The organism is Pseudomonas sp. SM4, from assembly GCF_051913165.1.
In the GTDB taxonomy this organism is placed as follows: Bacteria; Pseudomonadota; Gammaproteobacteria; order Pseudomonadales; family Pseudomonadaceae; genus Aquipseudomonas.
In genome coordinates this window covers 294583-317129 of the sequence record NZ_JBODOE010000007.1, presented here as the reverse complement: position 1 = coordinate 317129, position 22547 = coordinate 294583, and the positions used below count along the sequence as shown (strand labels likewise).

Annotated in this window: 25 protein-coding genes; 19 read left to right on the top strand and 6 right to left on the bottom strand. The window is 61.2% G+C overall.

Features of this window, described 5'->3' with window-relative positions:
* Nucleotides 1-22 precede the first annotated feature (22 nt).
* The 8 genes from ACQ4MY_RS15885 to ACQ4MY_RS15850 all read left to right on the top strand — a co-directional run bounded on the left by ACQ4MY_RS15885 (nt 23) and on the right by ACQ4MY_RS15850 (nt 8028).
* Nucleotides 23-2314: a chemotaxis protein CheA gene (locus ACQ4MY_RS15885; protein ID WP_440095771.1), complete on the top strand. Its 2292-nt coding sequence runs from the start codon at nt 23-25 to the stop codon at nt 2312-2314.
* Between the two features lie 49 nt (nt 2315-2363).
* Nucleotides 2364-3512: a protein-glutamate methylesterase/protein-glutamine glutaminase gene (locus ACQ4MY_RS15880; protein WP_440095770.1), complete on the top strand. Its 1149-nt coding sequence runs from the start codon at nt 2364-2366 to the stop codon at nt 3510-3512.
* Nucleotides 3512-4252, top strand: coding sequence for a flagellar motor protein (locus ACQ4MY_RS15875; RefSeq protein WP_008077689.1), 741 nt, complete (start codon nt 3512-3514; stop codon nt 4250-4252). Before ACQ4MY_RS15880 ends, ACQ4MY_RS15875 begins: the two co-directional genes overlap by 1 nt.
* Nucleotides 4253-4264: 12 nt before the next feature.
* Nucleotides 4265-5155: a flagellar motor protein MotD gene (motD, locus tag ACQ4MY_RS15870; RefSeq protein WP_008077690.1), complete on the top strand. Its 891-nt coding sequence runs from the start codon at nt 4265-4267 to the stop codon at nt 5153-5155.
* A 43-nt stretch (nt 5156-5198) separates the two neighbouring features.
* Nucleotides 5199-5987 (top strand): ParA family protein, encoded by a 789-nt coding sequence (locus tag ACQ4MY_RS15865; protein ID WP_008077691.1) that lies wholly within the window; start codon nt 5199-5201, stop codon nt 5985-5987.
* 116 nt (nt 5988-6103) lie between these two features.
* Nucleotides 6104-7060 (top strand): CheW domain-containing protein, encoded by a 957-nt coding sequence (locus tag ACQ4MY_RS15860; RefSeq protein ID WP_440095768.1) that lies wholly within the window; start codon nt 6104-6106, stop codon nt 7058-7060.
* A gap of 89 nt (nt 7061-7149) precedes the next feature.
* Entirely contained in the window at nt 7150-7635 is a 486-nt protein-coding gene (locus ACQ4MY_RS15855; RefSeq protein WP_008083417.1) for a chemotaxis protein CheW, read from the top strand.
* The gene (locus tag ACQ4MY_RS15850; RefSeq protein ID WP_008083419.1) at nt 7636-8028 is read left to right on the top strand and encodes a DUF2802 domain-containing protein; all 393 of its coding nucleotides are present in this window, start codon (nt 7636-7638) and stop codon (nt 8026-8028) included. It begins immediately after the preceding gene.
* Nucleotides 8029-8118: 90 nt separating this feature from the next.
* Here ACQ4MY_RS15850 and ACQ4MY_RS15845 read toward each other — a convergent pair whose 3' ends face one another.
* Nucleotides 8119-8448, bottom strand: coding sequence for an EscU/YscU/HrcU family type III secretion system export apparatus switch protein (locus ACQ4MY_RS15845; RefSeq protein WP_440095767.1), 330 nt, complete (start codon nt 8446-8448; stop codon nt 8119-8121).
* Nucleotides 8445-10019 carry a flagellar hook-length control protein FliK gene (fliK, locus tag ACQ4MY_RS15840; protein ID WP_440095766.1) on the bottom strand — a complete coding sequence of 525 codons (1575 nt, stop codon included), beginning with the start codon at nt 10017-10019 and terminating at the stop codon, nt 8445-8447. The genes ACQ4MY_RS15845 and fliK overlap by 4 nt, the downstream gene beginning before the upstream one ends.
* Nucleotides 10020-10216: 197 nt before the next feature.
* On the opposite strand from fliK, the gene ccmA reads away from it, so the two are divergent.
* The 10 genes from ccmA (at nt 10217) to ACQ4MY_RS15790 (ending at nt 17597) form a co-directional block, all read left to right on the top strand.
* The gene (gene ccmA / locus ACQ4MY_RS15835; RefSeq protein WP_008083424.1) at nt 10217-10852 is read left to right on the top strand and encodes a cytochrome c biogenesis heme-transporting ATPase CcmA; all 636 of its coding nucleotides are present in this window, start codon (nt 10217-10219) and stop codon (nt 10850-10852) included.
* The gene (gene ccmB / locus ACQ4MY_RS15830; RefSeq protein WP_008083427.1) at nt 10849-11517 is read left to right on the top strand and encodes a heme exporter protein CcmB; all 669 of its coding nucleotides are present in this window, start codon (nt 10849-10851) and stop codon (nt 11515-11517) included. Before ccmA ends, ccmB begins: the two co-directional genes overlap by 4 nt.
* A gap of 78 nt (nt 11518-11595) precedes the next feature.
* Nucleotides 11596-12351: a heme ABC transporter permease gene (locus tag ACQ4MY_RS15825; protein WP_440095764.1), complete on the top strand. Its 756-nt coding sequence runs from the start codon at nt 11596-11598 to the stop codon at nt 12349-12351.
* Nucleotides 12348-12524, top strand: coding sequence for a heme exporter protein CcmD (gene ccmD / locus ACQ4MY_RS15820; RefSeq protein ID WP_008083431.1), 177 nt, complete (start codon nt 12348-12350; stop codon nt 12522-12524). Before ACQ4MY_RS15825 ends, ccmD begins: the two co-directional genes overlap by 4 nt.
* Entirely contained in the window at nt 12521-12976 is a 456-nt protein-coding gene (gene ccmE / locus ACQ4MY_RS15815; protein WP_008083433.1) for a cytochrome c maturation protein CcmE, read from the top strand. Before ccmD ends, ccmE begins: the two co-directional genes overlap by 4 nt.
* A 3-nt stretch (nt 12977-12979) precedes the next feature.
* Complete coding sequence (locus ACQ4MY_RS15810) at nt 12980-14968, top strand: heme lyase CcmF/NrfE family subunit (RefSeq protein WP_008083435.1); 1989 nt, start codon at nt 12980-12982, stop codon at nt 14966-14968.
* Complete coding sequence (locus ACQ4MY_RS15805) at nt 14965-15501, top strand: DsbE family thiol:disulfide interchange protein (RefSeq protein WP_095119917.1); 537 nt, start codon at nt 14965-14967, stop codon at nt 15499-15501. Before ACQ4MY_RS15810 ends, ACQ4MY_RS15805 begins: the two co-directional genes overlap by 4 nt.
* Nucleotides 15498-15968, top strand: coding sequence for a cytochrome c-type biogenesis protein (locus tag ACQ4MY_RS15800; protein ID WP_008083437.1), 471 nt, complete (start codon nt 15498-15500; stop codon nt 15966-15968). The genes ACQ4MY_RS15805 and ACQ4MY_RS15800 overlap by 4 nt, the downstream gene beginning before the upstream one ends.
* On the top strand, nt 15965-17167 hold the full coding sequence (gene ccmI / locus ACQ4MY_RS15795) for a c-type cytochrome biogenesis protein CcmI (protein ID WP_008083439.1): 1203 nt from the start codon (nt 15965-15967) through the stop codon (nt 17165-17167). The genes ACQ4MY_RS15800 and ccmI overlap by 4 nt, the downstream gene beginning before the upstream one ends.
* A gap of 25 nt (nt 17168-17192) precedes the next feature.
* Entirely contained in the window at nt 17193-17597 is a 405-nt protein-coding gene (locus tag ACQ4MY_RS15790) for a hypothetical protein (RefSeq protein ID WP_158830025.1), read from the top strand.
* A 98-nt stretch (nt 17598-17695) separates the two neighbouring features.
* On the opposite strand, the gene ACQ4MY_RS15785 is transcribed toward ACQ4MY_RS15790, so the two are convergent.
* The 4 genes from ACQ4MY_RS15785 to ACQ4MY_RS15770 all read right to left on the bottom strand — a co-directional run bounded on the left by ACQ4MY_RS15785 (nt 17696) and on the right by ACQ4MY_RS15770 (nt 21628).
* Nucleotides 17696-18574, bottom strand: a complete 879-nt coding sequence (locus tag ACQ4MY_RS15785) for a LysR family transcriptional regulator (protein WP_440095763.1) — start codon at nt 18572-18574, stop codon at nt 17696-17698.
* A 145-nt stretch (nt 18575-18719) separates the two neighbouring features.
* Nucleotides 18720-19439 carry an SDR family oxidoreductase gene (locus ACQ4MY_RS15780; protein WP_440095761.1) on the bottom strand — a complete coding sequence of 240 codons (720 nt, stop codon included), beginning with the start codon at nt 19437-19439 and terminating at the stop codon, nt 18720-18722.
* Between the two features lie 25 nt (nt 19440-19464).
* Nucleotides 19465-20121, bottom strand: a complete 657-nt coding sequence (locus ACQ4MY_RS15775; protein WP_440095760.1) for a peroxiredoxin-like family protein — start codon at nt 20119-20121, stop codon at nt 19465-19467.
* A 319-nt stretch (nt 20122-20440) separates the two neighbouring features.
* A complete protein-coding gene (locus tag ACQ4MY_RS15770; RefSeq protein WP_440095758.1) occupies nt 20441-21628 on the bottom strand; it encodes an MFS transporter in 1188 nt (395 codons plus the stop codon).
* A 243-nt stretch (nt 21629-21871) separates the two neighbouring features.
* On the opposite strand from ACQ4MY_RS15770, the gene ACQ4MY_RS15765 reads away from it, so the two are divergent.
* Complete coding sequence (locus ACQ4MY_RS15765; protein ID WP_440095757.1) at nt 21872-22492, top strand: hypothetical protein; 621 nt, start codon at nt 21872-21874, stop codon at nt 22490-22492.
* The last annotated feature ends 55 nt before the right edge of the window (nt 22493-22547 follow it).

The window sequence follows — 22547 nt, the reverse complement described above, 5'->3', positions numbered from 1 at the left end:
GACCTGTAGGAGCACCCCATTAATGAGCTTCGGCGCCGATGAAGAGATCCTTCAGGATTTCCTGGTTGAGGCCGGCGAGATTCTTGAGCAACTGTCCGAACAACTGGTCGAGCTGGAAAGCCGTCCGGATGACGCAGATCTGCTCAACGCAATTTTTCGCGGTTTCCACACTGTAAAAGGGGGCGCCGGCTTCCTTCAGCTCAATGAGCTGGTGGAGTGCTGTCACATCGCCGAAAACGTGTTCGACATCCTGCGCAAGGGTGAACGTCGCGTTGATGCAGAACTGATGGACGTTGTCCTCGAAGCACTGGACGCGGTGAACAGCATGTTCACTGAGGTTCGTGAGCGTGCGCCGATCACCGCTGCCACCCCGGAACTGCTGGCTGCGCTGGCACGTCTGGCCGAACCGCAATCGGCGGACGAAGCCCCGGCTTCGCCAGTGGCCGAGATGATCGAAGATCTGGTCGGCGAAGGCGAATCGGGCGACATCACCGATAACGAATTCGAACAACTGCTGGACTCGCTGAACGCCGTCAAGGCCGAAGCTGAAGCCCCGGCAGCAGCTGCACCTGCACCTGCACCTGCACCTGCACCTGCGCCGGCTGCCGATGGCGCGGCCAGCGATGAAATCACCGATGCCGAGTTCGAGTCGTTGCTCGATCAGTTGCACGGCAAGGGCCAGTTCGCCGTGGACGCGGTTGCACCCGCGGCGGCAGCCCCTGCGGCACCGGCCAAAGGCGACAGCTCCGACATCACCGACGACGAATTCGAAGCACTGCTCGATCAGTTGCACGGCAAGGGCAACTTTGCTGTCGATGCGCTGGAGTCGGCGATTGCTTCGGCTCCTGCGCCTGCTGCTCCAGCGGCCGCAGCGGCGGGCAGCGATCTGATCAGCGATCACGAGTTCGAATCGCTGCTCGACGAATTGCACGGCAAAGGCAAGTTCAGCGAAGTCGGCGCCGCCGCTGCTGGCAGCGCCTCAAGCGTAGCCACGCCTGTTGCGAAAGCGCCGGCCGCCGTAGCAGCGCCCAAGCCTGCTGCCAAGCCTGAGCCTAAAGCCGAAGCGCCTAAACCGGCCGCGGCGGCTGCACCGGCTCCGGCCCGTGCACCAGCGACACCGCCACCGGAAAAACCGGCGAGCGAAGCCGAGACCACCGTGCGCGTCGACACCGCACGTCTCGACGAAATCATGAACATGGTCGGCGAGCTGGTGCTGGTGCGTAACCGTCTGGTGCGCCTGGGTCTGAACAGCGGCGATGAAGCCATGCAAAAGGCCGTGTCGAACCTCGACGTGGTCACGGCTGACTTGCAGACCGCGGTGATGAAGACCCGGATGCAGCCGATCAAGAAGGTCTTCGGGCGCTTCCCGCGTCTGGTTCGTGACCTGGCGCGTCAGCTCAAGAAAGAGATCAACCTGGAACTGGTGGGTGAAGAAACCGACCTCGACAAAAACCTTGTCGAGGCGCTGGCCGACCCGCTGGTCCACTTGGTGCGCAACGCCGTCGACCACGGCATCGAGTCGCCGGAAGAACGCGAAGCGTCGGGCAAGGCCCGTGGCGGTCGTGTGGTGCTGGCAGCCGAACAGGAAGGCGACCATATCCTGCTGTCGATTTCCGATGACGGCAAAGGCATGGACCCGAACGTCCTGCGTTCGATCGCGGTAAAACGCGGCGTGATGGACAAGGACGCGGCCGATCGCCTGAGCGACACCGAGTGCTACAACCTGATTTTCGCCCCGGGTTTCTCGACCAAGACCGAGATCTCCGACGTCTCCGGCCGTGGTGTCGGCATGGACGTGGTGAAGACCAAGATTTCCCAGCTCAACGGTTCGATCAACATCTACTCGACCAAGGGCCAGGGCTCGAAAATCGTCATCAAGGTGCCGCTGACCCTCGCGATCATGCCAACCCTGATGGTCATGCTCGGCAACCAGGCGTTTGCGTTCCCGTTGGTCAACGTCAACGAAATCTTCCACCTCGACCTGTCGACCACCAACGTTGTGGACGGCCAGGAAGTGGTGATCGTGCGGGACAAGGCGCTGCCATTGTTCTACCTCAAGCGCTGGCTGGTCAGCTCCGCCGCTCACGAAGAGCAGCGTGAAGGCCACGTGGTGATCCTTTCGGTGGGCACTCAGCGGATCGGCTTCGTCGTCGATCAACTGGTCGGCCAGGAAGAAGTGGTCATCAAGCCATTGGGCAAAATGCTCCAGGGAACTCCGGGCATGTCCGGCGCCACCATCACCGGTGACGGCCGCATCGCGCTGATTCTCGATGTTCCAAGCATGCTCAAGCGTTACGCCGCACGGCGTATTTGAATCCGGGGCAGCGGGGCGACAACGTTCCGCTGCACCTAATGGAGTGTTTATGGCAGTCAAAGTCCTGGTGGTGGACGATTCGGGTTTTTTCCGCCGCCGCGTCTCGGAAATTCTTTCAGCGGATCCGAGCATCCAGGTGGTCGGCACGGCCACCAACGGTAAAGAGGCGATCGATCAGGCCCTGGCCCTCAAGCCGGACGTGATCACCATGGACTACGAGATGCCGATGATGGACGGCATCACGGCAGTGCGGCACATCATGCAGCGCTGCCCGACCCCGGTGTTGATGTTCTCCTCGCTGACGCACGAAGGCGCGCGGGTCACCCTCGATGCGCTGGACGCCGGTGCGGTGGATTTCCTGCCGAAGAATTTCGAAGACATCTCGCGTAACCCGGAGAAGGTCAAGCAACTGCTGTGCGAAAAGGTCCATAGCATCTCGCGCAGTAATCGTCGTTTCAGTGCTTACAGTGCGCCGGCTCCAGTGGCTGCGCCTGCACCTGCGCCAACCCCGGCGGCATCAAGCTTGAGCAGTCACAGCACTCATGCTCCGGCCCGTCCGGCGCCTGCCCCTGTGCATGCACCTGCGCCAAGCCGCGCGTCGACGGCCAGTTCGTCCTCGCCGGCACCGAAGCGCAAAGCCTATAAACTGGTTGCCATCGGCACCTCGACGGGGGGCCCGGTTGCCTTGCAGCGCGTGCTGACTCAGTTGCCGGCAAATTTCCCGGCACCGATCGTGTTGATCCAGCACATGCCGGCGGCATTCACCAAAGCGTTTGCCGAGCGTCTCGACAAGCTCTGCCGCATCAGCGTCAAGGAAGCCGAGGATGGCGACATCCTGCGTCCGGGCCTGGCGTTACTGGCGCCGGGTGGCAAGCAAATGATGATCGATGGCCGTGGTGCGGTGAAAATCCTCCCGGGCGACGAGCGCCTGAACTACAAGCCGTGCGTGGACATCACCTTCGGCAGTGCGGCGAAGTCCTACGGCGACAAAGTTCTGGCGGTGGTGCTGACCGGCATGGGCGCCGACGGCCGTGAAGGCGCGCGTCTGCTCAAGCAGGGCGGCAGCTCGATCTGGGCGCAGGACGAAGCCAGCTGTGTGATTTACGGCATGCCGATGGCCATCGTCAAAGCTGACCTCGCGGACGCGGTGTACAGCCTCGACGATATCGGCAAGCACATTGTCGAGGCGTGTATCTGATGGATGTTTTAAGCCTTATCGGGATCATCATGGCGTTCGTCGCCATCATCGGCGGCAACTACCTGGAAGGTGGTCACCTCGGTGCGCTGGCCAACGGCCCGGCGGCATTGATCGTACTGGGCGGCACCATCGGTGCCGCGCTGCTGCAATCGCCGATGAGCGCGTTCAAGCGCGCCATGCAGATTCTCGCCTGGATCTTCTTTCCGCCTCGAGTCGACCTGGCTGGCGGCATCGACCGCGTGGTCAACTGGAGCCTCACTGCGCGCAAGGAAGGCCTGCTCGGTCTGGAAGGCGTGGCGGATGCCGAACCTGACAACTACTCGCGCAAAGGCCTGCAACTGCTGGTCGACGGCGCCGAGCCGGAAGCGATCCGCAGCATCCTTGAAGTGGATTTCTACACCCAGGAAGCGCGCGACATCGAAGCCGCGAAAGTCTTCGAAAGCATGGGCGGTTACGCGCCGACCATCGGCATCATCGGCGCGGTGATGGGCCTGATTCACGTGATGGGCAACCTCGCTGACCCGACGCAGTTGGGCAGCGGCATTGCCGTCGCATTCGTCGCGACCATTTACGGCGTGGCCAGTGCCAACCTGATCCTGCTGCCGGTGGCGGCCAAACTGAAGTCTATCGCGCTGCGGCAGTCGCGTTATCGCGAAATGTTGTTGGAAGGCATTTTGTCGATCGCCGAAGGTGAAAACCCTCGCTCCATCGAGTTGAAGCTTCAGGGCTTCATGGATTAAGGGAATAAGCTCATGGCACGTCGTCGCCACCAGGAAGAGCATGTAAACCACGAACGCTGGCTGGTTTCCTACGCTGACTTCATCACGTTGCTGTTCGCGTTCTTCGTGGTCATGTACTCGATTTCGTCGATCAACGAAGGCAAGTACAAAGAGATCTCCGAAGCGCTGGTCGGCGTTTTCAAAGACTCCGACCGCGCGCTCAAACCGATTCCGATTGGTGACGAGCGGCCGAAGACCGTGACCCCGGCCAAGCCGCTGGTCAAAGATGCCGAGCAGATCGATGCCGGTATTGCCGGTGCCAGCGATCCGCTGAAAAGCATCGCCGATGACATCAGCGCGGCGTTCGGTGACCTGATCAGCTCCAACCAGATGACCGTGCGTGGTAACGAGTTGTGGGTCGAGATCGAACTCAACTCCAGCCTGTTGTTCGGCAGCGGCGATGCCATGCCGAGTGACATTGCCTTCAACATCATCGACAAGGTTGCAGCGATTCTGAAACCGTTCGACAACCCGATTCACGTCGAAGGCTTCACCGATGACCAGCCGATCCGCACTGCGCAGTACCCGACCAACTGGGAGCTGTCCTCGGCGCGTTCGGCGAGCATCGTGCGCATGCTGGCGATGCAGGGTGTAAACCCGGGGCGTCTGGCGTCGGTGGGTTACGGTGAGTTTCAGCCGGTCGCCAACAACGCCACCGTTGAAGGGCGTGCGAAGAACCGTCGTGTGGTGTTGGTGGTGTCGCGCAATCTCGATGTGCGCCGCAGCCTCACGGGCACCGGGACTGCCAATGCGCAACCGGACGCTGCGTTGAAGCGTGCTGGCACACAAACTGCACCGACCCCGGTCAAGACGCCGGGACGCGAGAGTGCCGTCAATTCTCCGTCACCCGCATTAACACGCTGAGCTATGTCTCGGTCGAGCATATCGGCCGGGAGGAACGAACTGAATGAGAGTCTGGGCAGTCGCCAATCAAAAGGGTGGTGTCGGTAAAACCACATCCTCCATCGCTTTAGCCGGATTGCTGGCCGAGGCGGGCAAGCGCGTGGTTGTGGTCGATCTCGACCCGCACGGCTCGATGACCAGTTATTTCGGTTACGACCCCGACAGCCTGGAACACAGCAACTACGACCTGTTTCTGCACAAGGGCAGCGTGCCGCAAGGCCTGCCGGGGCAGTTGCTGTTGTCGACCAGCGACGAACGTATTTCGCTGTTGCCGTCGAGCACCGCGCTGGCGACCCTTGAGCGTCAGTCGCCCGGGCAGAGTGGTCTCGGTCTGGTGATCGCCAAGAGTCTGGCGCAATTGTGGCAAGACTTCGATTACGCCGTGATCGACAGCCCGCCGTTGCTCGGCGTCTTGATGGTCAACGCGCTTGCCGCGAGCCAGCAACTGGTGATCCCGGTGCAGACCGAGCATCTGGCCGTCAAAGGCCTGGAGCGCATGGTCAACACCTTGGCGATGATCAATCGTTCGCGCAAACAGGCGCTGCCGTTCAGCATCGTGCCGACCTTGTTTGATCGCCGTACGCAGGCATCGATGCACACCTTGCGTGTGCTGCGGGACAAATTCCCTGACGAGATCTGGCAGGGTTACATCCCGGTCGATACCCGTCTGCGCGATGCCAGCCGTGCCGGTGTCACGCCTTCGCAATTCGACGGCAAGAGCCGTGGCGTGCTGGCGTATCGCGCGCTGCTCAAGCATCTGTTGGCGCAACAACTTGTTCCGCAGGTGGCTTGAATGACGTTGAACCTTGTAGGAGCTGCCGCAGGCTGCGATCTTTTGATCTTGCCTTGTGGCGCTCCTGAAAAGATCAAAAGATCGCAGCGTTCCGCAGCTCCTACAGGGGACTGTGCATGAATCGGCCTTTGAAGTTGACGTCGAAGCCGCAGTTGGCCTTGCAGTCGTATCTGGACAGTTTGCTGCAGGAAATTCCTGGCGCGTTGCCGACGCCGGTCGAAGTTGTCGAAGAAAGTACCGAGGCGCTGGACGAGTTCCAAGCCGCAGTGCTGGAAGAGCAGGCCCGTGACGCGCAGAAAGCGGCCAGGCCTGCTGCGCCGGTTGCCGCGCCTGCCGTTGCAGCGGTTGCCAAAGCGCCGGTGGCTTTGATCGAGGAAGCAGCGCCGGTCCGTGCATCGGTCTCGACGCTCGCTCCGCTGCTGCAAACACAGTTGCTGAAAACCGCACCGCAACCGACTGTGGTCGAACCGGCTCCAGTTCCAGCTCCGGTCGCACCCGCGCCTGTCGAGCAGACGCTGGTGCCGCCGCTGGTGGAAGTGCATCTGCCGCCAAACAACACGCCGCCACCGGTGGAAACCGATGGCCGTCCGGCCTGGGCGTCCGAAGCGTTCGAATGTCTGTTGTTCGACGTCGCCGGGCTGACCCTCGCGGTGCCGCTGGTGTGCCTCGGTTCGATCTATTCGCTGGCCGGCCATGAGCTGACGCCGCTGTTCGGTCAGCCGGAATGGTTCCTCGGGATTTTGCCGAGCCAGGCCGGCAACCTGAAAGTTTTGGACACTGCGCGTTGGGTCATGCCGGATCGCTACCGCGATGACTTCCGTCAGGGCCTGCAGTACGTGATTTCGGTACAAGGTTACGAGTGGGGCCTGGCAGTGCATCAGGTCAGTCGCTCGTTGCGCCTTGACCCGAATGAAATCAAATGGAGAAGTCACCGGGGTCAGCGGCCATGGCTCGCCGGCACGGTGATTGAGCACATGTGTGCATTGCTTGACGTTTCCGCTCTGGCCGAGTTGATCGCCAGCGGTGGGGCAAAGCACCTTGGCGGCCACAAGCCGCTACATAAACCGACATAGCAGCCGACATAACAATCAGGCGACGGCATTGTTGAATGCCGCCACACAGAACACACACCGCCCAGAGCGGTTTTTTCGAGGGGTCAGGTATGAGTAATCAGGCGACGAATGCAAAAGGTTCTGAAGATCCGATCCTGCAATGGGTGACCTTCAAGCTGGACAACGAAACCTACGGCATCAACGTGATGCGCGTGCAGGAAGTGCTGCGCTACACCGAGATCGCTCCAGTGCCGGGTGCGCCAAGCTACGTGCTGGGCATCATCAACCTGCGCGGTAACGTGGTCACCGTGATCGACACCCGCCAGCGCTTCGGCCTGAACAGCGGCGAGATCAGCGACAACACCCGTATCGTCATCATCGAAGCCGACAAGCAAGTCGTCGGCATCATGGTCGACAGCGTCGCCGAAGTGGTTTACCTGCGTCAGTCGGAAATCGAAACGGCGCCGAACGTCGGTAACGAAGAGTCGGCCAAGTTCATCCAGGGCGTGTGCAACAAGAACAACGAGTTGCTGATCCTGGTCGAGCTGGACAAGATGATGAGCGAAGAAGAATGGTCGGACCTGGAGAATATCTGATTGATTCTCGAGGTCGCGGTCATTGTCCTGTTCCTATTCTGGGCAGGCACGCTGGCAATGTTTGTGTCGTACATCAAGGCGCAAAAAGTGATTGCCGCACAACAGGCTCAGGGCGATGCGCTGCGTGATCAGCGCATCAAGGACCTGGCCAAACGTGTTGACGATTACCAGAACGGTAATGTGCGCATGGGCGAAGCGCTGCACGAGTTGCGTGCGGTGGTGAGCCCGTTGCCGGACAAGATCGTTCAGCTGGAACAGCGCGATCCATCCAGCCTGTCGTTCGCCCAGGCGGCGAAACTGGTGGGCATGGGCGCCAGCGTTGATGAACTGACTCAGTCGTGTGGGTTGACCCAGGCTGAGGCGGAATTGATGCGCAAGCTTCACAAGAACTAGCAGCAAGATCAAAAGATCGCAGCCTTCGGCAGCTCCTACAGAGATCTCATGTAGGAGCTGCCGAAGGCTGCGATCTTTTGCATTTAAGGATTAATAATCGTCGCCGCGATCGGTGATGTCCTTCTCGACCATCGGCGCGTCCGGGTCCTGCCCCTCGGGGAATTTGCCCTTCAGGCTCCAGGCAAACGCGATGATCTCGGCGATCGTGCGGTACAACTCTTCCGGAATGCTGTCGCCCAATTCCATCCGCGCCAACAACCGTACCAGCTCGGCGTTTTCGTAGATTGGCACTTCATAATCGCGGGCAATGCGCAAAATTTCTTCGGCCAGTTCTTCATCACCCTTGGCGGTGAGGGTCGGCGCGTGGCTGCCGTCGTATTTGAGGGCGATGGCCTGGCGTGGTGCGGTGGAATCGTTCATGCGGTTTCGTCGACCCAGCGGTGTTCGAGACGGGTTTGGTTGCCTTGCGGCGGGGTGCCGAGGTGGCAGTCGAGATCGCCGACGTTCAGCCCGGAATCGAGCAAACGCTGGCGCAGTGCGAACAGGTTCGTCTGGATCAGGTCGGCGGTGTATGGCCGTTCGGCCCACAGCTGACTCGACAGGCTGCCGCTGATCAGTTGCGCCTGAATCTGCATCGGCCCGAGCGGTTCCATGTCGAACGCCAGATCGACGCGCCACAATTGTTGTCTGGCTTCACGCTCGTCGCGGCGTTCGTTCTGCTGCGGTTCTTTCTCCGGCGCTTCTTCGCGCTGAAACTTGACCTGCAATGGCACGATATCCTGCAGGTTGCGCATGGGGATTTCCAGCTGCCAGGTGCTGAGCAGGCGGCCATCATCGGTGACGCCAGTCTGTTCCAGGCTCGACAGTTGATGGCTTTGCAGGCGCGAGACGGCGGCGGCGGCCAGGCGCAGCAACTGCTCCAGATCGCCTTCGCCTTCCAGGCTTTGCAGCAAGCGGTCGGGCAGGGGAAAGCTGCTCGGCGCGGGTTTGGCGCTGACCTGGCCCAGTGTGCCGAGCGCATTGCGCACGAAACTCGGCAGCGCCTGCGCCAGCGTATTGGCGGCGATGATGGCGTTGAAACTGGTGCTGCTCGGTAAGCCCGGCGTCAGTTGCGCGATCAGTTTGAGCAGGTCACCTTTCATGTCCGGGGTCAGCGTCGGGTTTTGCCCGGTGAGCAGTTTGGCTTCGAGAAAGGCGCCGCTGTTGGCCAGGGCCAGCGCTACGCCTTTGGCGGTGCTCAGTTGTTGCACGTCGGGCAGGCTGGCGAGCAGTTTATCGACCACGGCACGCAAGTCCGCCGAGGTTTGATCGGTGGCCGGCGGCAAGTTCTGCAAGGCCTTGAGCAAGCCATCCAGTGAACCCTGGCGGCTTTGTTGGCCGAGCAGTTGCTGGCTTACCGCCAATTGCTCCTGGCGGCTGCTCATCGGCACAAACTTGAGGGTCTGCGAATCCTGCACCAGCGCCGACAACAGCGTACCGATGCGCAGCGGCTGCGGGCTGTCGACGGTCAAGGTGCTGCCGCTTAACGCCGTGTTGAGCAGGCTGACCATCGAACGAAACACCGTCGCTTGCCCCGGCGTCTGCGGCAGAGCCTGCGACGTCAGTACCTTGCCTTGCAGCAGCGTGCCGGCCGGCAACTGCGCGGTGTCGATGCGGGTGAGGGCGGCGACGCTGCTGGCAATCGCTTGCTGCACGGTAATCGCCAGATTGCCCGCCGATGGCTGGGTGATCGCGAGGCTGGTGCCCTGTGCCAGCGGCAAATTGCTGGTCGCCTGCACGGTGGTCTGGCGACCGCTGTCGAGGGTCACCTTGAGCAACAGTTGAAAGGTCTGGTCCGCCTGCTTGAGCGACAACACCTCGGCCTTGGCGCTCTGTCCGGCGCCGATCAAGCCTTCAACCGGTGTCAGCAGCTTGAGCAGCTCACCCACCTGCGGGCGAACGGTCGCCGGGGTGGTGGGCGGGAGCGGGAGGATGTTCATTTCGCCTGTCATACGCGGACACAACCTGAGGAAATTGCACTCTTGAGAGTAAGGCACGGCATGTATAATGCCGCCCGTCTTGCGCTTCGTTCAAAAAACATAGCAATTGTTTGACGCAGCTCTCTAGATCAAGCCGTCATTGCATTTATGCTGCATCTCTTTAACGGCCGCGCCAGAGCCGACTTGAACCGTATAAGGCCCGTGATCCCTTGACCAGTCCTGTCCTGCAAACCGTTGCCCTCGCGTGTGAACGTGACCTCAGGCTGCTTTTCGAAAATCTCGAATTGAGACTGGCCAGTGGCGATATGGTGCAGATCAGCGGTCCCAACGGCAGCGGTAAAACCAGTTTGTTGCGCCTGTTGGCCGGGTTGATGCAACCGACCGACGGTCAAGTCCTGCTCAATGGTCAACCATTGACCGAACAACGCAGTGAACTGGCGCGCAACCTGTTGTGGATCGGCCACGCCGCCGGGATCAAGGATCTGCTGACCCCGGAAGAGAACCTGTCGTGGCTCTGCGCCCTGCATCATCCCGCCGAACGCGAGGCCATCTGGCAAGCGCTGGCAGCTGTAGGATTGCGCGGTTTCGAAGATGTTCCCTGCCACAGCCTGTCCGCCGGTCAACAACGCCGCGTGGCATTGGCACGCTTGTATCTGGACAGCCCACCGCTGTGGATTCTCGACGAGCCGTTCACCGCGCTGGACAAGCAGGGCGTGGCGCAACTCGAAGAGCATTTGGCGGCTCACTGCGAGCGCGGTGGTCTGGTGGTGTTGACCACGCACCATACGCTGAGCCGGATGCCGGCCGGTTATCGCGACATCGATCTGGGGAACTGGGCAGTATGAGTGTCTTCGGCCTGCTGGTTGCGCGTGAATCCCGACTGCTGTTTCGGCGCCCGGCGGAGCTGGCCAATCCGCTGATTTTCTTCGCCATCGTCATTGCTTTGTTCCCGCTGGCCGTCGGCCCGGAAACTCAAGTGTTGCAAAACCTGTCTCCGGGGTTAGTCTGGGTGGCGGCGCTTTTGTCGGTCCTGCTCTCGCTGGACGGGCTTTTCCGCAGTGATTTCGAAGACGGATCCCTGGAACAGTGGGTCCTTTCGTCGCACCCGCTGCCACTTCTGGTATTGGCCAAGGTGCTGGCACACTGGCTTTTCTCCGGTCTGGCACTGGTTTTGCTCTCACCCTTGCTGGCGTTGATGCTCGGTTTGCCTGCCGCCTGCCTGCCGGTTTTGTTGTTTTCGTTGCTGCTGGGGACACCGGTGCTGAGCTTGCTCGGCGCGGTGGGCGCGGCGCTGACGGTCGGATTGAAACGCGGCGGCCTGTTGCTGGCGCTGCTGATTCTGCCGTTGTACATCCCGGTGTTGATCCTCGGCAGTGGCGCCTTGCAGGCCGCCCTCCAAGGCATGCCGGCGACCGGGTATCTGCTGTGGCTTGGTAGCCTGACCGCACTGGCGATCACCCTGACACCTTTTGCAATAGCTGCTGGCCTGAAGATCAGCGTCGGCGAATAATGAGGTCTGGTTAAAATTTAACCAGCAAAGACCCTGAGACTGCTCACACCGATGAGCGGCATCCGTGATGGAAACAGTATGAACTGGACCTGGTTTCACAAGCTCGGCTCGCCCAAGTGGTTCTACGGCATCAGCAGCAAGTTCTTGCCGTGGTTGAGCATCGCAGCGTTGCTGCTGATTGGCGTCGGCGTCGTTTGGGGCCTGGCTTTCGCGCCGCCGGATTATCAGCAAGGCAACAGCTTTCGCATCATCTACATCCACGTACCCGCCGCGATGCTCGCTCAGTCGATCTACGTGATGCTGGCGGTGTGCGGTGTTGTGGGGCTGGTGTGGAAAATGAAGCTGGCCGACGTCGCCCTGCAATGCGCCGCGCCGATCGGCGCGTGGATGACCGCTGTGGCGCTGGTCACCGGGGCGATCTGGGGCAAACCGACCTGGGGCTCGTGGTGGGTCTGGGACGCGCGCCTGACCTCGATGCTGATTCTGCTGTTTCTGTATTTCGGCGTGATCGCGCTGGGCAATGCCATCAGCAACCGCGACAGCGCCGCCAAGGCCTGCGCGGTGCTGGCCATCGTTGGTGTGATCAACATTCCGATCATCAAATACTCGGTCGAGTGGTGGAACACCCTGCACCAGGGCGCGACCTTCACCCTCACCGAAAAACCGGCGATGCCGGCGGAAATGTGGCTGCCGCTGCTGCTGACAGTGCTGGGCTTCTACTGCTTCTTCGGCGCCGTGCTGCTGTTGCGCATGCGCCTTGAAGTGCTCAAGCGCGAAGCCCGCGCCAGTTGGGTGAAAGAAGAAGTGCAGCACAGTCTGGGGGCCGCTCGATGAGTTTTGCTTCATTCGGCGACTTCCTCGCCATGGGCCATCATGGCCTCTACGTCTGGACGGCCTACGGCATCTGCCTGGCCGTGCTGGCCTTCAACGTGGCGGCGCCGATCCTGGCCCGCAAGCGGTATCTGCAACAAGAGGCGCGTCGTCTGCGCCGGGAGAACGGCAAGTGAATCCGCTGCGCAAGAAACGTCTGATCATCATTCTGGCCATTCTGGTCGGGGTCGGCGCTGCTGTCGGCCTGGCCCTCAGCGCCCTGCAGCAGAACATCAATCTGTTCTACACCCCGACCCAGATCGCCAATGGCGAAGCGCCGCAAGACACGCGCATCCGTGCCGGCGGCATGGTCGAGAAAGGATCGCTGCAACGTTCGCCGGATTCCCTCGACGTCAAATTCGTCGTCACCGACTTCAACAAATCCGTGACCATCACTTATCGCGGCATCCTCCCGGATCTGTTCCGCGAAGGGCAGGGCATCGTCGCCCTCGGCAAGATCAACGCCGACGGCGTGGTCGTCGCCGACGAAGTGCTGGCCAAGCACGATGAGAAGTACATGCCGCCGGAAGTGACCAAAGCCTTGAAAGACAGCGGTCAATCCGCCCCGACACCTGTGAAGGAGGGTTGATCGATGACGTCGGCGATTTTTATTCCTGAGTTGGGCCACCTGGCGATGATTCTGGCGCTGTGTTTTGCGCTGGTTCAAGCCGTGGTGCCATTGGTCGGCGCCTGGCGCGGCGACCGTTTCTGGATGAGTCTGGCTCAGCCGGCCGCGTGGGGGCAGTTTGCGTTTCTGCTGTTCGCGTTCGGCATTTTGACCTACGCCTTCATGGTCGACGACTTCTCCGTCGCGTATGTGGCGAACAACTCCAATACCGCGTTGCCGTGGTATTACAAATTCAGCGCGGTGTGGGGCGCCCATGAAGGTTCGTTGCTGTTGTGGGCACTGATTCTCGGTGGCTGGACGTTCGCGGTGTCGGTGTTCTCCCGGCAGTTGCCGCAAGTCATGCTCGCTCGCGTGCTGGCGGTGATGGGCATGATCAGCACCGGTTTCCTGCTGTTCCTGATCCTTACATCCAACCCGTTCAAACGCATCCTGCCGCAAATGCCGAGCAATGGCGCTGACCTTAATCCGCTGCTGCAAGACATCGGCCTGATCGTTCACCCGCCGATGTTGTACATGGGCTACGTCGGCTTTTCGGTGGCGTTCGCCTTCGCCATTGCGGCGTTGATGGGCGGTCGCCTTGATGCCGCGTGGGCACGCTGGTCGCGCCCGTGGACCATCGTCGCCTGGGCGTTCCTCGGCATCGGCATCACCCTCGGTTCGTGGTGGGCTTATTACGAACTCGGCTGGGGCGGCTGGTGGTTCTGGGACCCGGTGGAAAACGCCTCCTTCATGCCTTGGCTGGTCGGCACCGCGCTGATCCACTCGCTGGCGGTCACGGAAAAACGTGGCGTGTTCAAGAGCTGGACGGTGTTGCTGGCGATTGCCGCGTTCTCGCTGAGCCTGCTCGGGACGTTCCTCGTGCGTTCCGGCGTGCTGACCTCGGTGCACGCGTTTGCTTCCGATCCTGAGCGCGGCGTGTTCATCCTGATCTTCCTGCTGTTCGTGGTCGGCGGCTCGCTGACGCTGTTCGCCCTGCGCGCGCCAGTGGTGAAGAGTCAGGTCGGCTTCAACCTGTGGTCGCGCGAAACCCTGCTGCTGGGCAACAACCTGGTGCTGGTGGTGGCCGCGTCGATGATTCTGCTCGGCACGCTGTACCCGCTGATTCTCGATGCCCTCAGCGGCGCGAAAATGTCGGTCGGCCCGCCGTACTTCAATGCGCTGTTCATTCCGTTGATGGCGTTGCTGATGATGGTCATGGCGGTCGGCGTGATCGTCCGTTGGAAGGACACGCCGGTGAAGTGGCTGGGCAGCATGCTCACGCCAGTGCTGCTCGGCAGCGTCGCGCTGGCGGTGGTGGCCGGTGTCGCTTATGGCGATTTCAACTGGGCAGTGATCGCGACTTTCCTGCTCGCAGCATGGGTGTTGCTCGCCGGCGCCCGCGACATCGTCGACAAGACTCGCCACAAAGGCCTGATCAAAGGCCTGCCAACCCTGACCCGTAGTTATTGGGGCATGCAGATCGCTCACCTCGGCATCGCCGTGTGCGCGCTGGGCGTGGTGTTGTCGAGCCAGAACAGTGCCGAACGCGATCTGCGTCTGGCGCCGGGCGAGTCGATGGACCTGGCCGGTTATCACTTCATCTTCGAAGGCGCCAAGCACTTCGAAGGGCCGAACTTCACGTCGGACAAAGGCACGATTCGGGTCATTCGTGACGGCAAGGAAATCAGCGTGCTGCACCCGGAAAAACGTCTGTACACCGTGCAAAGTTCGATGATGACCGAAGCCGGCATCGACGCCGGTTTCACCCGTGACCTTTACGTCGCCCTCGGCGAACCGCTGGAAAATGGCGCGTGGGCCGTGCGCGTGCACGTCAAACCGTTCGTGCGCTGGATCTGGTTCGGCGGGCTGCTCACCGGTTTCGGTGGGTTGCTGGCGGCGCTGGATCGACGGTATCGGGTCAAGGTGAAAGCCAAGGTGCGTGAAGCGCTGGGCATGACGGGAGCGGCTGCATGAGACGTTGGTTGATGCTGGTGCCACTGGCGATTTTCCTGCTGGTGGCGGTATTTCTTTATCGCGGTCTGTACCTCGATCCGGCGGAACTGCCGTCGGCGATGATCAACAAGCCGTTCCCGGAGTTTTCCCTGCCAAACGTGCAGGGCGACAAGAACCTGACCAAGGCTGACATTCTCGGCAAACCGGCGCTGGTCAACGTCTGGGGCACCTGGTGCATTTCCTGCCGGGTCGAGCATCCGGTGCTGAACAAACTCGCCGAGCGCGGCGTGGTGATCTACGGCATCAACTACAAGGACACCAACGCCGATGCCTTGAAGTGGCTGGCTGAATTCCACAATCCGTATGCGCTGGACATCCGTGACGACGAAGGCTCGCTGGGCTTGAACCTCGGTGTTTACGGCGCGCCGGAAACCTTCTTCATCGACGCCAAGGGCATCATTCGCGACAAGTATGTCGGCGTGATCGATGAGCAGGTCTGGCGCGAAAAACTCGCGGCCAAGTATCAGGCGCTGGTCGATGAGGCCAAGCCATGAAGCGTTTTTTAGCCGCCGTGGTTTTGGGCCTGAGTCTGGTCGGCGTGGCCCATGCCGCCATCGACACTTACGAGTTCGCCAAAGACGGTGATCGCGAGCGTTTCCGCGAGTTGACCAAGGAACTGCGCTGCCCCAAGTGCCAGAACCAGGACATCGCCGACTCCAACGCGCCGATTGCCGCTGACCTGCGCAAAGAGATTTTCCGCATGCTCGGCGAGGGCAAGGACAACCAGCAGATCATCGACTTCATGGTCGATCGCTACGGTGACTTCGTCCGCTACAAACCGGCGCTCAACACCAAGACCGCATTGTTGTGGTTCGGCCCGGCCGGGCTGCTGCTCGGTGGCGTTGTGGTGATCGCGGTGATCGTCCGCCGTCGTCGCGGCCAGCGTGCCGAAACTCCGCAAGCGCTGTCCATCGAAGAGCGTCAGCGCCTCGACCAACTGTTGGATAAAAACCAAGAATGATTGATTTCTGGCTTGCCGCAGGGCTGTTGCTTCTGGTCGCCCTGAGTTTTCTGCTGATCCCGGTGTTGCGTGAGCGTCGCGCCCAGCGTGAAGAGGATCGAACTGCCCTGAACGTTGCGCTGTATCAGGAGCGTGTCGCCGAGTTGCAATCGCAACAGGCGGAAGGCGTGCTCGACGCTGCGCAAATGGACAGCGGCCGCGCCGAGGCTGCACGTGAATTGCTGGCGGATACCGAAGGTGTTGCCGCGCCGCGCGTGTCGAAACTGGGTAAACCGTTGCCGCTGCTGGCAGCGGTCCTGGTGCCAGTGTTGGGCCTGGGTCTGTATATGCACTTCGGCGCTGCCGACAAAGTCGAACTGACCCGCGAATTCGCCCAGGCGCCGCAGTCGATGGAGGAAATGACCCAGCGTCTGGAGCGCGCCGTCGCGGCGCAACCGGATTCTGCTGAAGGTCTGTATTTCCTCGGCCGCACCTACATGGCGCAAGATCGCCCGGCGGACGCGGCAAAAATGTTCGAACGCGCTGCCAACCTTGCCGGTCGTCAACCGGAACTGCTCGGCCAGTGGGCGCAGGCGCAGTATTTTGCGGATGGCAAAAAGTGGTCGGCGAAAATTCAGGCGCTGACTGACGAAGCGCTGAAGGCCGATCCGAAAGAAGTCACCAGCCTCGGTCTGCTTGGTATCGCTGCGTTTGAAGGCGAGCGTTATCAGCAAGCCATCGATTACTGGAACCGTCTGCTGGCGCAACTGCCGCCGGAGGACAGCTCTCGCGCCGCGCTGCAAGGCGGGATCAAACGCGCCGCCGAGCGTCTCGAAGCCAGCGGCGGCAAGGTCGCCCAAGCACCTGTAGCCGCGAAAACCGCACTGTTGAAAGTCAGTGTCGACCTCGCCAGCGAGCTCAAAGGCAAAGTGCAACCGGGCGACAGCGTGTTCATTTTCGCCCGCGCCACCTCCGGCCCACCCGCGCCATTGGCAGCCAAACGCTTGACCGTGGCCGATCTGCCGGTGACCGTCGAACTGGGCGATGCCGACGCAATGATGCCGCAGTTGAAACTGTCGAACTTCCCTGAAGTCCAACTGGTTGCGCGCATCTCCCGTGCCGGCCAGCCAACGGCCGGTGAATGGGTCGGTCGCAGCGGCCCTCTGGCCAGCAGCACCACTGCGCTACAAAAACTGACCATCGACAGCCCGGACAAATAGCCGGGCACAACAGGAAAGCACCGCCATGCACACCATCGCCCGAATCACAGTCCTCACACTGGCCCTGGGCTTGAGTGCATGTGCGGTGCAACGACCGGAACCGACCACCAACCTGCCGCCGATCCCGCCGTCGCAACCAAGTCCGACGCCGTCGACCTCGCCGACCCCAGGCAAAAGCATCCCGGCAAAACCGGCCAAGCCCGTGCCGCGCACCTCGGCCAGCTTCGCTCCGCCACCGGGCGGCAACAGCCACTGGGATCAGAAACTCGGCGTCTACGTCCTCGACGACCAGACCAACACCTTCTACCGCCAGCGCACCTACTATCGCTGGAACAACGGCTGGAGCCGCTCGATCAGCCCGAACGGCCCGTGGGAAGACACCAACATCCACGGCGTGCCACCGGGACTGGGCAAGCAGTTCGGGCAGTAAATGAAAACGGCGATCTTCGGATCGCCGTTTTTTTTAGAGGCTTAGCACTTGCCGTACTGTACGAGCTGGCGAAGCCTGCGATCTTTTGATCTTGCTGTTCAACTGGCCAATACCCCCTGCACATACTCAACAAACGCCCGCGCCTTGGCACTCGCCATTCTTCCCGTTGGAAACACCGCCCATAAATCCAGATCAGGCAGTGTCCAGTCGTGCATGACGGTTTTCACTGCGCCGCTGGCCAGTTCCGGGGCGAACATCCATTCGGAGGCCAGCGTCAGGCCCTGATCGGCCAGTACTGCTTCGCGTACACCCTCGGCCGCGCTGACGCGCAAACGTCCGCTGAGGACCACCGATTGTTGTTCCGAGCCTTTGGCGAACTGCCAGGTGGTGCCGCCGAGGTTGTAGACGACCGCCTGGTGTTTGCTCAATTCCGCGGGGCAGGTGGGCTCGCCGTATTTGGCGAAGTACGCCGGTGTGCCAAGCACCACGCGGCGGCAGTCGGCGATTTTGCGTGCGGTGAGCCCCGAGTCGGTGAGTGCGCCCATGCGCAGGGCCACATCGATGCCTTCTTCGACCAGGTTGATGTTGCGGTCGTCGAGCATCAGGTCAATGTTCAGCTGTGGGTGCTGATCGAGGAACGGCCCCAGGTGCGGCACGATATGCAGGCGACCGAAGGTTACGGCGGCGCTGATGCGCAGGTTGCCGCTCAGGCCGCTGGCGATGCCGCGCGCAGCGTTGTCGGCCTCGTCGGCTTCTTCGAGGGCGCGTTTGGCCCGCTCGAAAAAGGCCAGCCCGGCCTCGGTCGGAGTCAGGCCTCGGGTCGATCGCAGGAGCAGGCTGACAGCCAGGCGCTTTTCCAGATGAGCGATGGTTTTCGATACGGCGGGCTGACCGATATTCAGGCGTCGGGCGGCGGCGGAAAACGAGCCGGTTTCGACGACGCAGACGAAGGTTTCCATGGCGGCGAGGCGGTCCATCTGCGTTCCTTACTATCTCGAAGTCATCTTGGAACCCCTGTAGTAGTGAGCCTGCTCGCGATAGCAGTGTGTCAGTCAAATCAATGTCGGCTGGACGAACGCTATCGCGAGCAGGCGAAGGCCTACAGGGGATTTTTGTTGTTGATTAGATTGCGGCCTTACCGACTGATGCGCCGCCATCGACAAACAAGGTTTGCCCGGTGATGAAGCCGCTCTGCTCGGAAAGCAGAAAGGCGATCGCCGAGGCAATCTCTTCCGGCTGCCCCAGCCGCCCCATCGGCACCCCGGCCAGATAGCGCGCCTCACCCTCGCTGCCCGGCGGATTGTTGGCGCGAAACAGCTCCGTCTCGGTCGGCCCCGGTGCCACCGCGTTCACGGTGATCCCGGTCTGCGCCAGTTCCAGCGCCCATGAGCGGGTGAAGCTGACCAGCGCCGCTTTCGCCGCTGCGTACGCCGTGCGCTGAGTAATGCCCAACACCGTCAGGCTGGAGATATTCACCACCCGACCCCAACCGCGCGTACGCATCCCCGGCAACAACGCCTGCGTCGCCTGCAACGCCGAATGCAGATTCAGCCGCATCACGTCATCGAAGGCGTCCAGATCGATTTCACCCAAAGCCTGCGGGCGCACCAGCCCGACATTGTTCACCAGCCCGTCGAACTCATACGTGCGCGCCAGCTCCGCGAGCACTTCGCCGGTCAGCTTGCGATCGCTCAGGTCCAGCGGAAACAGAATTCCCGGAAAGCTCAAATCCGGCTGGCGAGCAATCCCCACCACGCGATGCCCGGCGCGGTCGAGATGTTCGGCCAGCGCCCGGCCAATGCCTTTGCTGGCGCCGGTGATGAGGAAGGTACGGCGGGTCATGGCAACTCCAGGGCAGGTCAGTGATTCAGCCACGCAATGCATCCAGCATCGCTTCAGGCTCGGGACGCTGAGTGTAATCCGGGTTGACCTCGGCGTAACGAATCACGCCGTCCTGACCGATCACATAACGCGCCGGCATCGGCAAGGTCCAGGCTGGATCGTCGTTGAAGGTCGGCAGGTCGTTGCGCAGATTTTTGTACAGCTCGATCAAATAGTCTGGCAGTTCAAAGCGCAAACCGAAGGCTGCCGCGACGTCATTGCGCGGATCGCTGAGGATCGGGAATTGCAGTTCATTGATGCGCTGCGACTTGCGGCTGTTGGCGGCGATCTGCGGCGAAATCGCCAGCAGGCTTGCCCCAGCGTCTCGAATCGCCGGCAGAAAAGCCTGTAATGCCTGCAACTCCATGTTGCAGTACGGGCACCAGACGCCACGGTAAAACGTCAGCACCAAAGGCCCTTGTGCCAGCCGATCAGCGGACGAGACCGGATGCCCCTCGGGATCTTTGAGGGTGAACAGCGGCGCCGTATCGCCGACCTTCAACGTACGGCTGGCGGCGCCGGAGGCGATCAGTTCGGCGGTGGCGCGTTCCATCACCGGATGGATGTCGGCCGGGGCGTTGTAAGGCGGTTTGCCGGCCTTGAAGTCAGCTTTGAAGGCATCGAGTTTTGCTTGCAGGGTCATGGTCGAAAGTCCTGAGGAAGCGCCGGTAGTGGCTGGGTTCAAGAGTGACCGTCAGGCGCGCGCAGGGGAACGCTGGTGCGTGGCATAGCATTCATGCTGGCGGGGAATGGGTGGGCTCATCACATGCTGTACAACAACCGAACATCGCTCTGAATACTTTCTGTGCAGTTATGCACGAAGTTAAGTCCCTGTAGGAGTGAGCCTGCTCGCGATAGCGTAGTGTCAGTCAAAGATCCATTGACTGACACTACGCTATCGCGAGCAGGCTCACTCCTACAGGGGCCATTCTTCTTCGGCAGTCCCGTCAGCCTTTGACGCTTTACGCCGTCGCCAATGAACCACGCTGGGAAGCACTCAAGAACCGCAACAACGCCAACAGCGGAAACGCACTCCCGACAATCACGATCCATAACCAGCCACCATGCTCATACACCGCACTGGCCACCGACGATCCAAACGCGCCGCCGATAAAGATGCTGGTCATGTACAGCGCGTTCAGACGGCCACGGCTTTTTGCGTCCAGCGAGTAGACCGCGCGCTGGCCAAGGACCATGTTCATCTGCACGCAGAAGTCGAGCACTACACCGGTTATGGCCAGACCGATGAAGCTGTAGGCCGGATGAATGAAGGCGGGCAAAAAGCTCAGGCTGGCGAAGACCATGGCCAGCAACGAAGCGATGCGAGTGTGGCCGGCGTCGGCCAGGCGGCCGCTGATCGGCGCGGCGATGGCACCGATGGCGCCGACCAGGGCAAAAATCGCGATCTCGCTTTGCGACAGGCCATGGTTACGCGCCAGTTCCAGCGGCACGGCGGTCCAGAACAGGCTGAAGGTTGCGAACATGCAGCCCTGATAAAACGCACGCTGACGCAGTACCGGTTGCTGGCGCAACAGCGTCCACAGCGAGCCGAGCAGTTGGCCATAGGTGGCGCTGTGATCTGGCTGGCGCTTGGGCACAGTCAGCGCCAGCACCACGCTGATCGCCGCCATCAGTGCTGCGGCAATCATGAACATCGCCCGCCAACCTAGATGGTCGGCCACCACACTCGACACTGGACGTGCCAGCAGAATACCCAGTAGCAGGCCGCCCATGATCCCGCCGACCACGCGGCCACGGGATTCTTCCGGCGCCAAATGCGCCGCCAAAGGAATCAGAATCTGCACCGATACCGAACTGAACCCCACCAGCAAAGAGATCAGCAGAAACACATTGGGCTGATCGGTAAACGCCGCCGCCAACAGGCTGGCAATCGCCACCACGGTGGTGATGATCATTAGCCGGCGGTTCTCCAGCAGGTCGCCCAGCGGTACCAGAAAGAACAGGCCCAGCGCATAACCGATCTGCGTCAGCGAGACGATGAAGCTGGCCATGGTGTCGCTCAGGCCAATGTCCGGCGCGATCAGGCCGATGATCGGCTGCGCATAGTAAATGTTGGCAACGATGGCGCCGCAGCAAAAGGCAAACAGCAGCACCATGCCTCGGGTCATTGCGTGAGTGGTGGTGGTCATAAGGTTTCTCGATCCAGCGAAAGGGAATGCGCTGAGGCTATGGGACAAACCGCTCGGGCAGAAGACGCCGGCGGTTGATATCAGTTATTCCGTTGCGGAATGAACAGGAGCACTCGGCAAGTCATCCATCGGCGGACCTTGCGTCCGACCGTTGAGGGTCGATGATACATTCACTTACATCCTGTTCGATAGCGTGCTTATGTTTGCATTGGTTTGTTCAACATTCATGACCGGAGGATTGCAATGTTTCGTCAGCAGCTTCGCCACACCGCAACGATTGTCCTGATCAGCCTGCTGGGCGCGACGAGCGTGCAGGCCGCCGATGCACCGGGGATGCGCTTCGGCGTGCGCGGCGAGATCACCGGGGTCAGCCCGGACAGCTTGAAAGTCCACGTCAACAGCGGCGAGAACGTGGTGATTCAGTTGACCGGCGACACCAAGGTTCGCGCCGTCACTCTGGGCAATATCGAAGACATCAAACCCGGCAGTTACATTGGTTCGGCGGCAATGCCCCAGGAAGATGGCACGCTCAAGGCGCTGGAAGTGCATGTGTTTCCGCCGGAATTGGCCGGAAGTGGCGATGGTCATCGGCCGTTCGATCTGGCCAAGGGCAGCAGCATGACCAATGGCAGCGTCGGCGATCTGGTGGTGAGCAACGGGCGGGTGCTGACGGTGAACTACAAGGGCGGGCAACAGAAGATCCTGGTGCCGGAGGATGTGCCGATCGTCAATTTGACACCTGGCGACAGAAGCTTGCTGAAGGTAGGGGTGAAGATCGTCACCTTCGTCACGCAAAGTGCGGAAGGCACGCTGACAGCGCAATCGATCTCCGCCGGCAAGGACGGCGTCACCCCACCGATGTAATCGCCTAAACACAATCCCCCTGTAGGAGCTGCCGAAGGCTGCGATCTTTTGATCT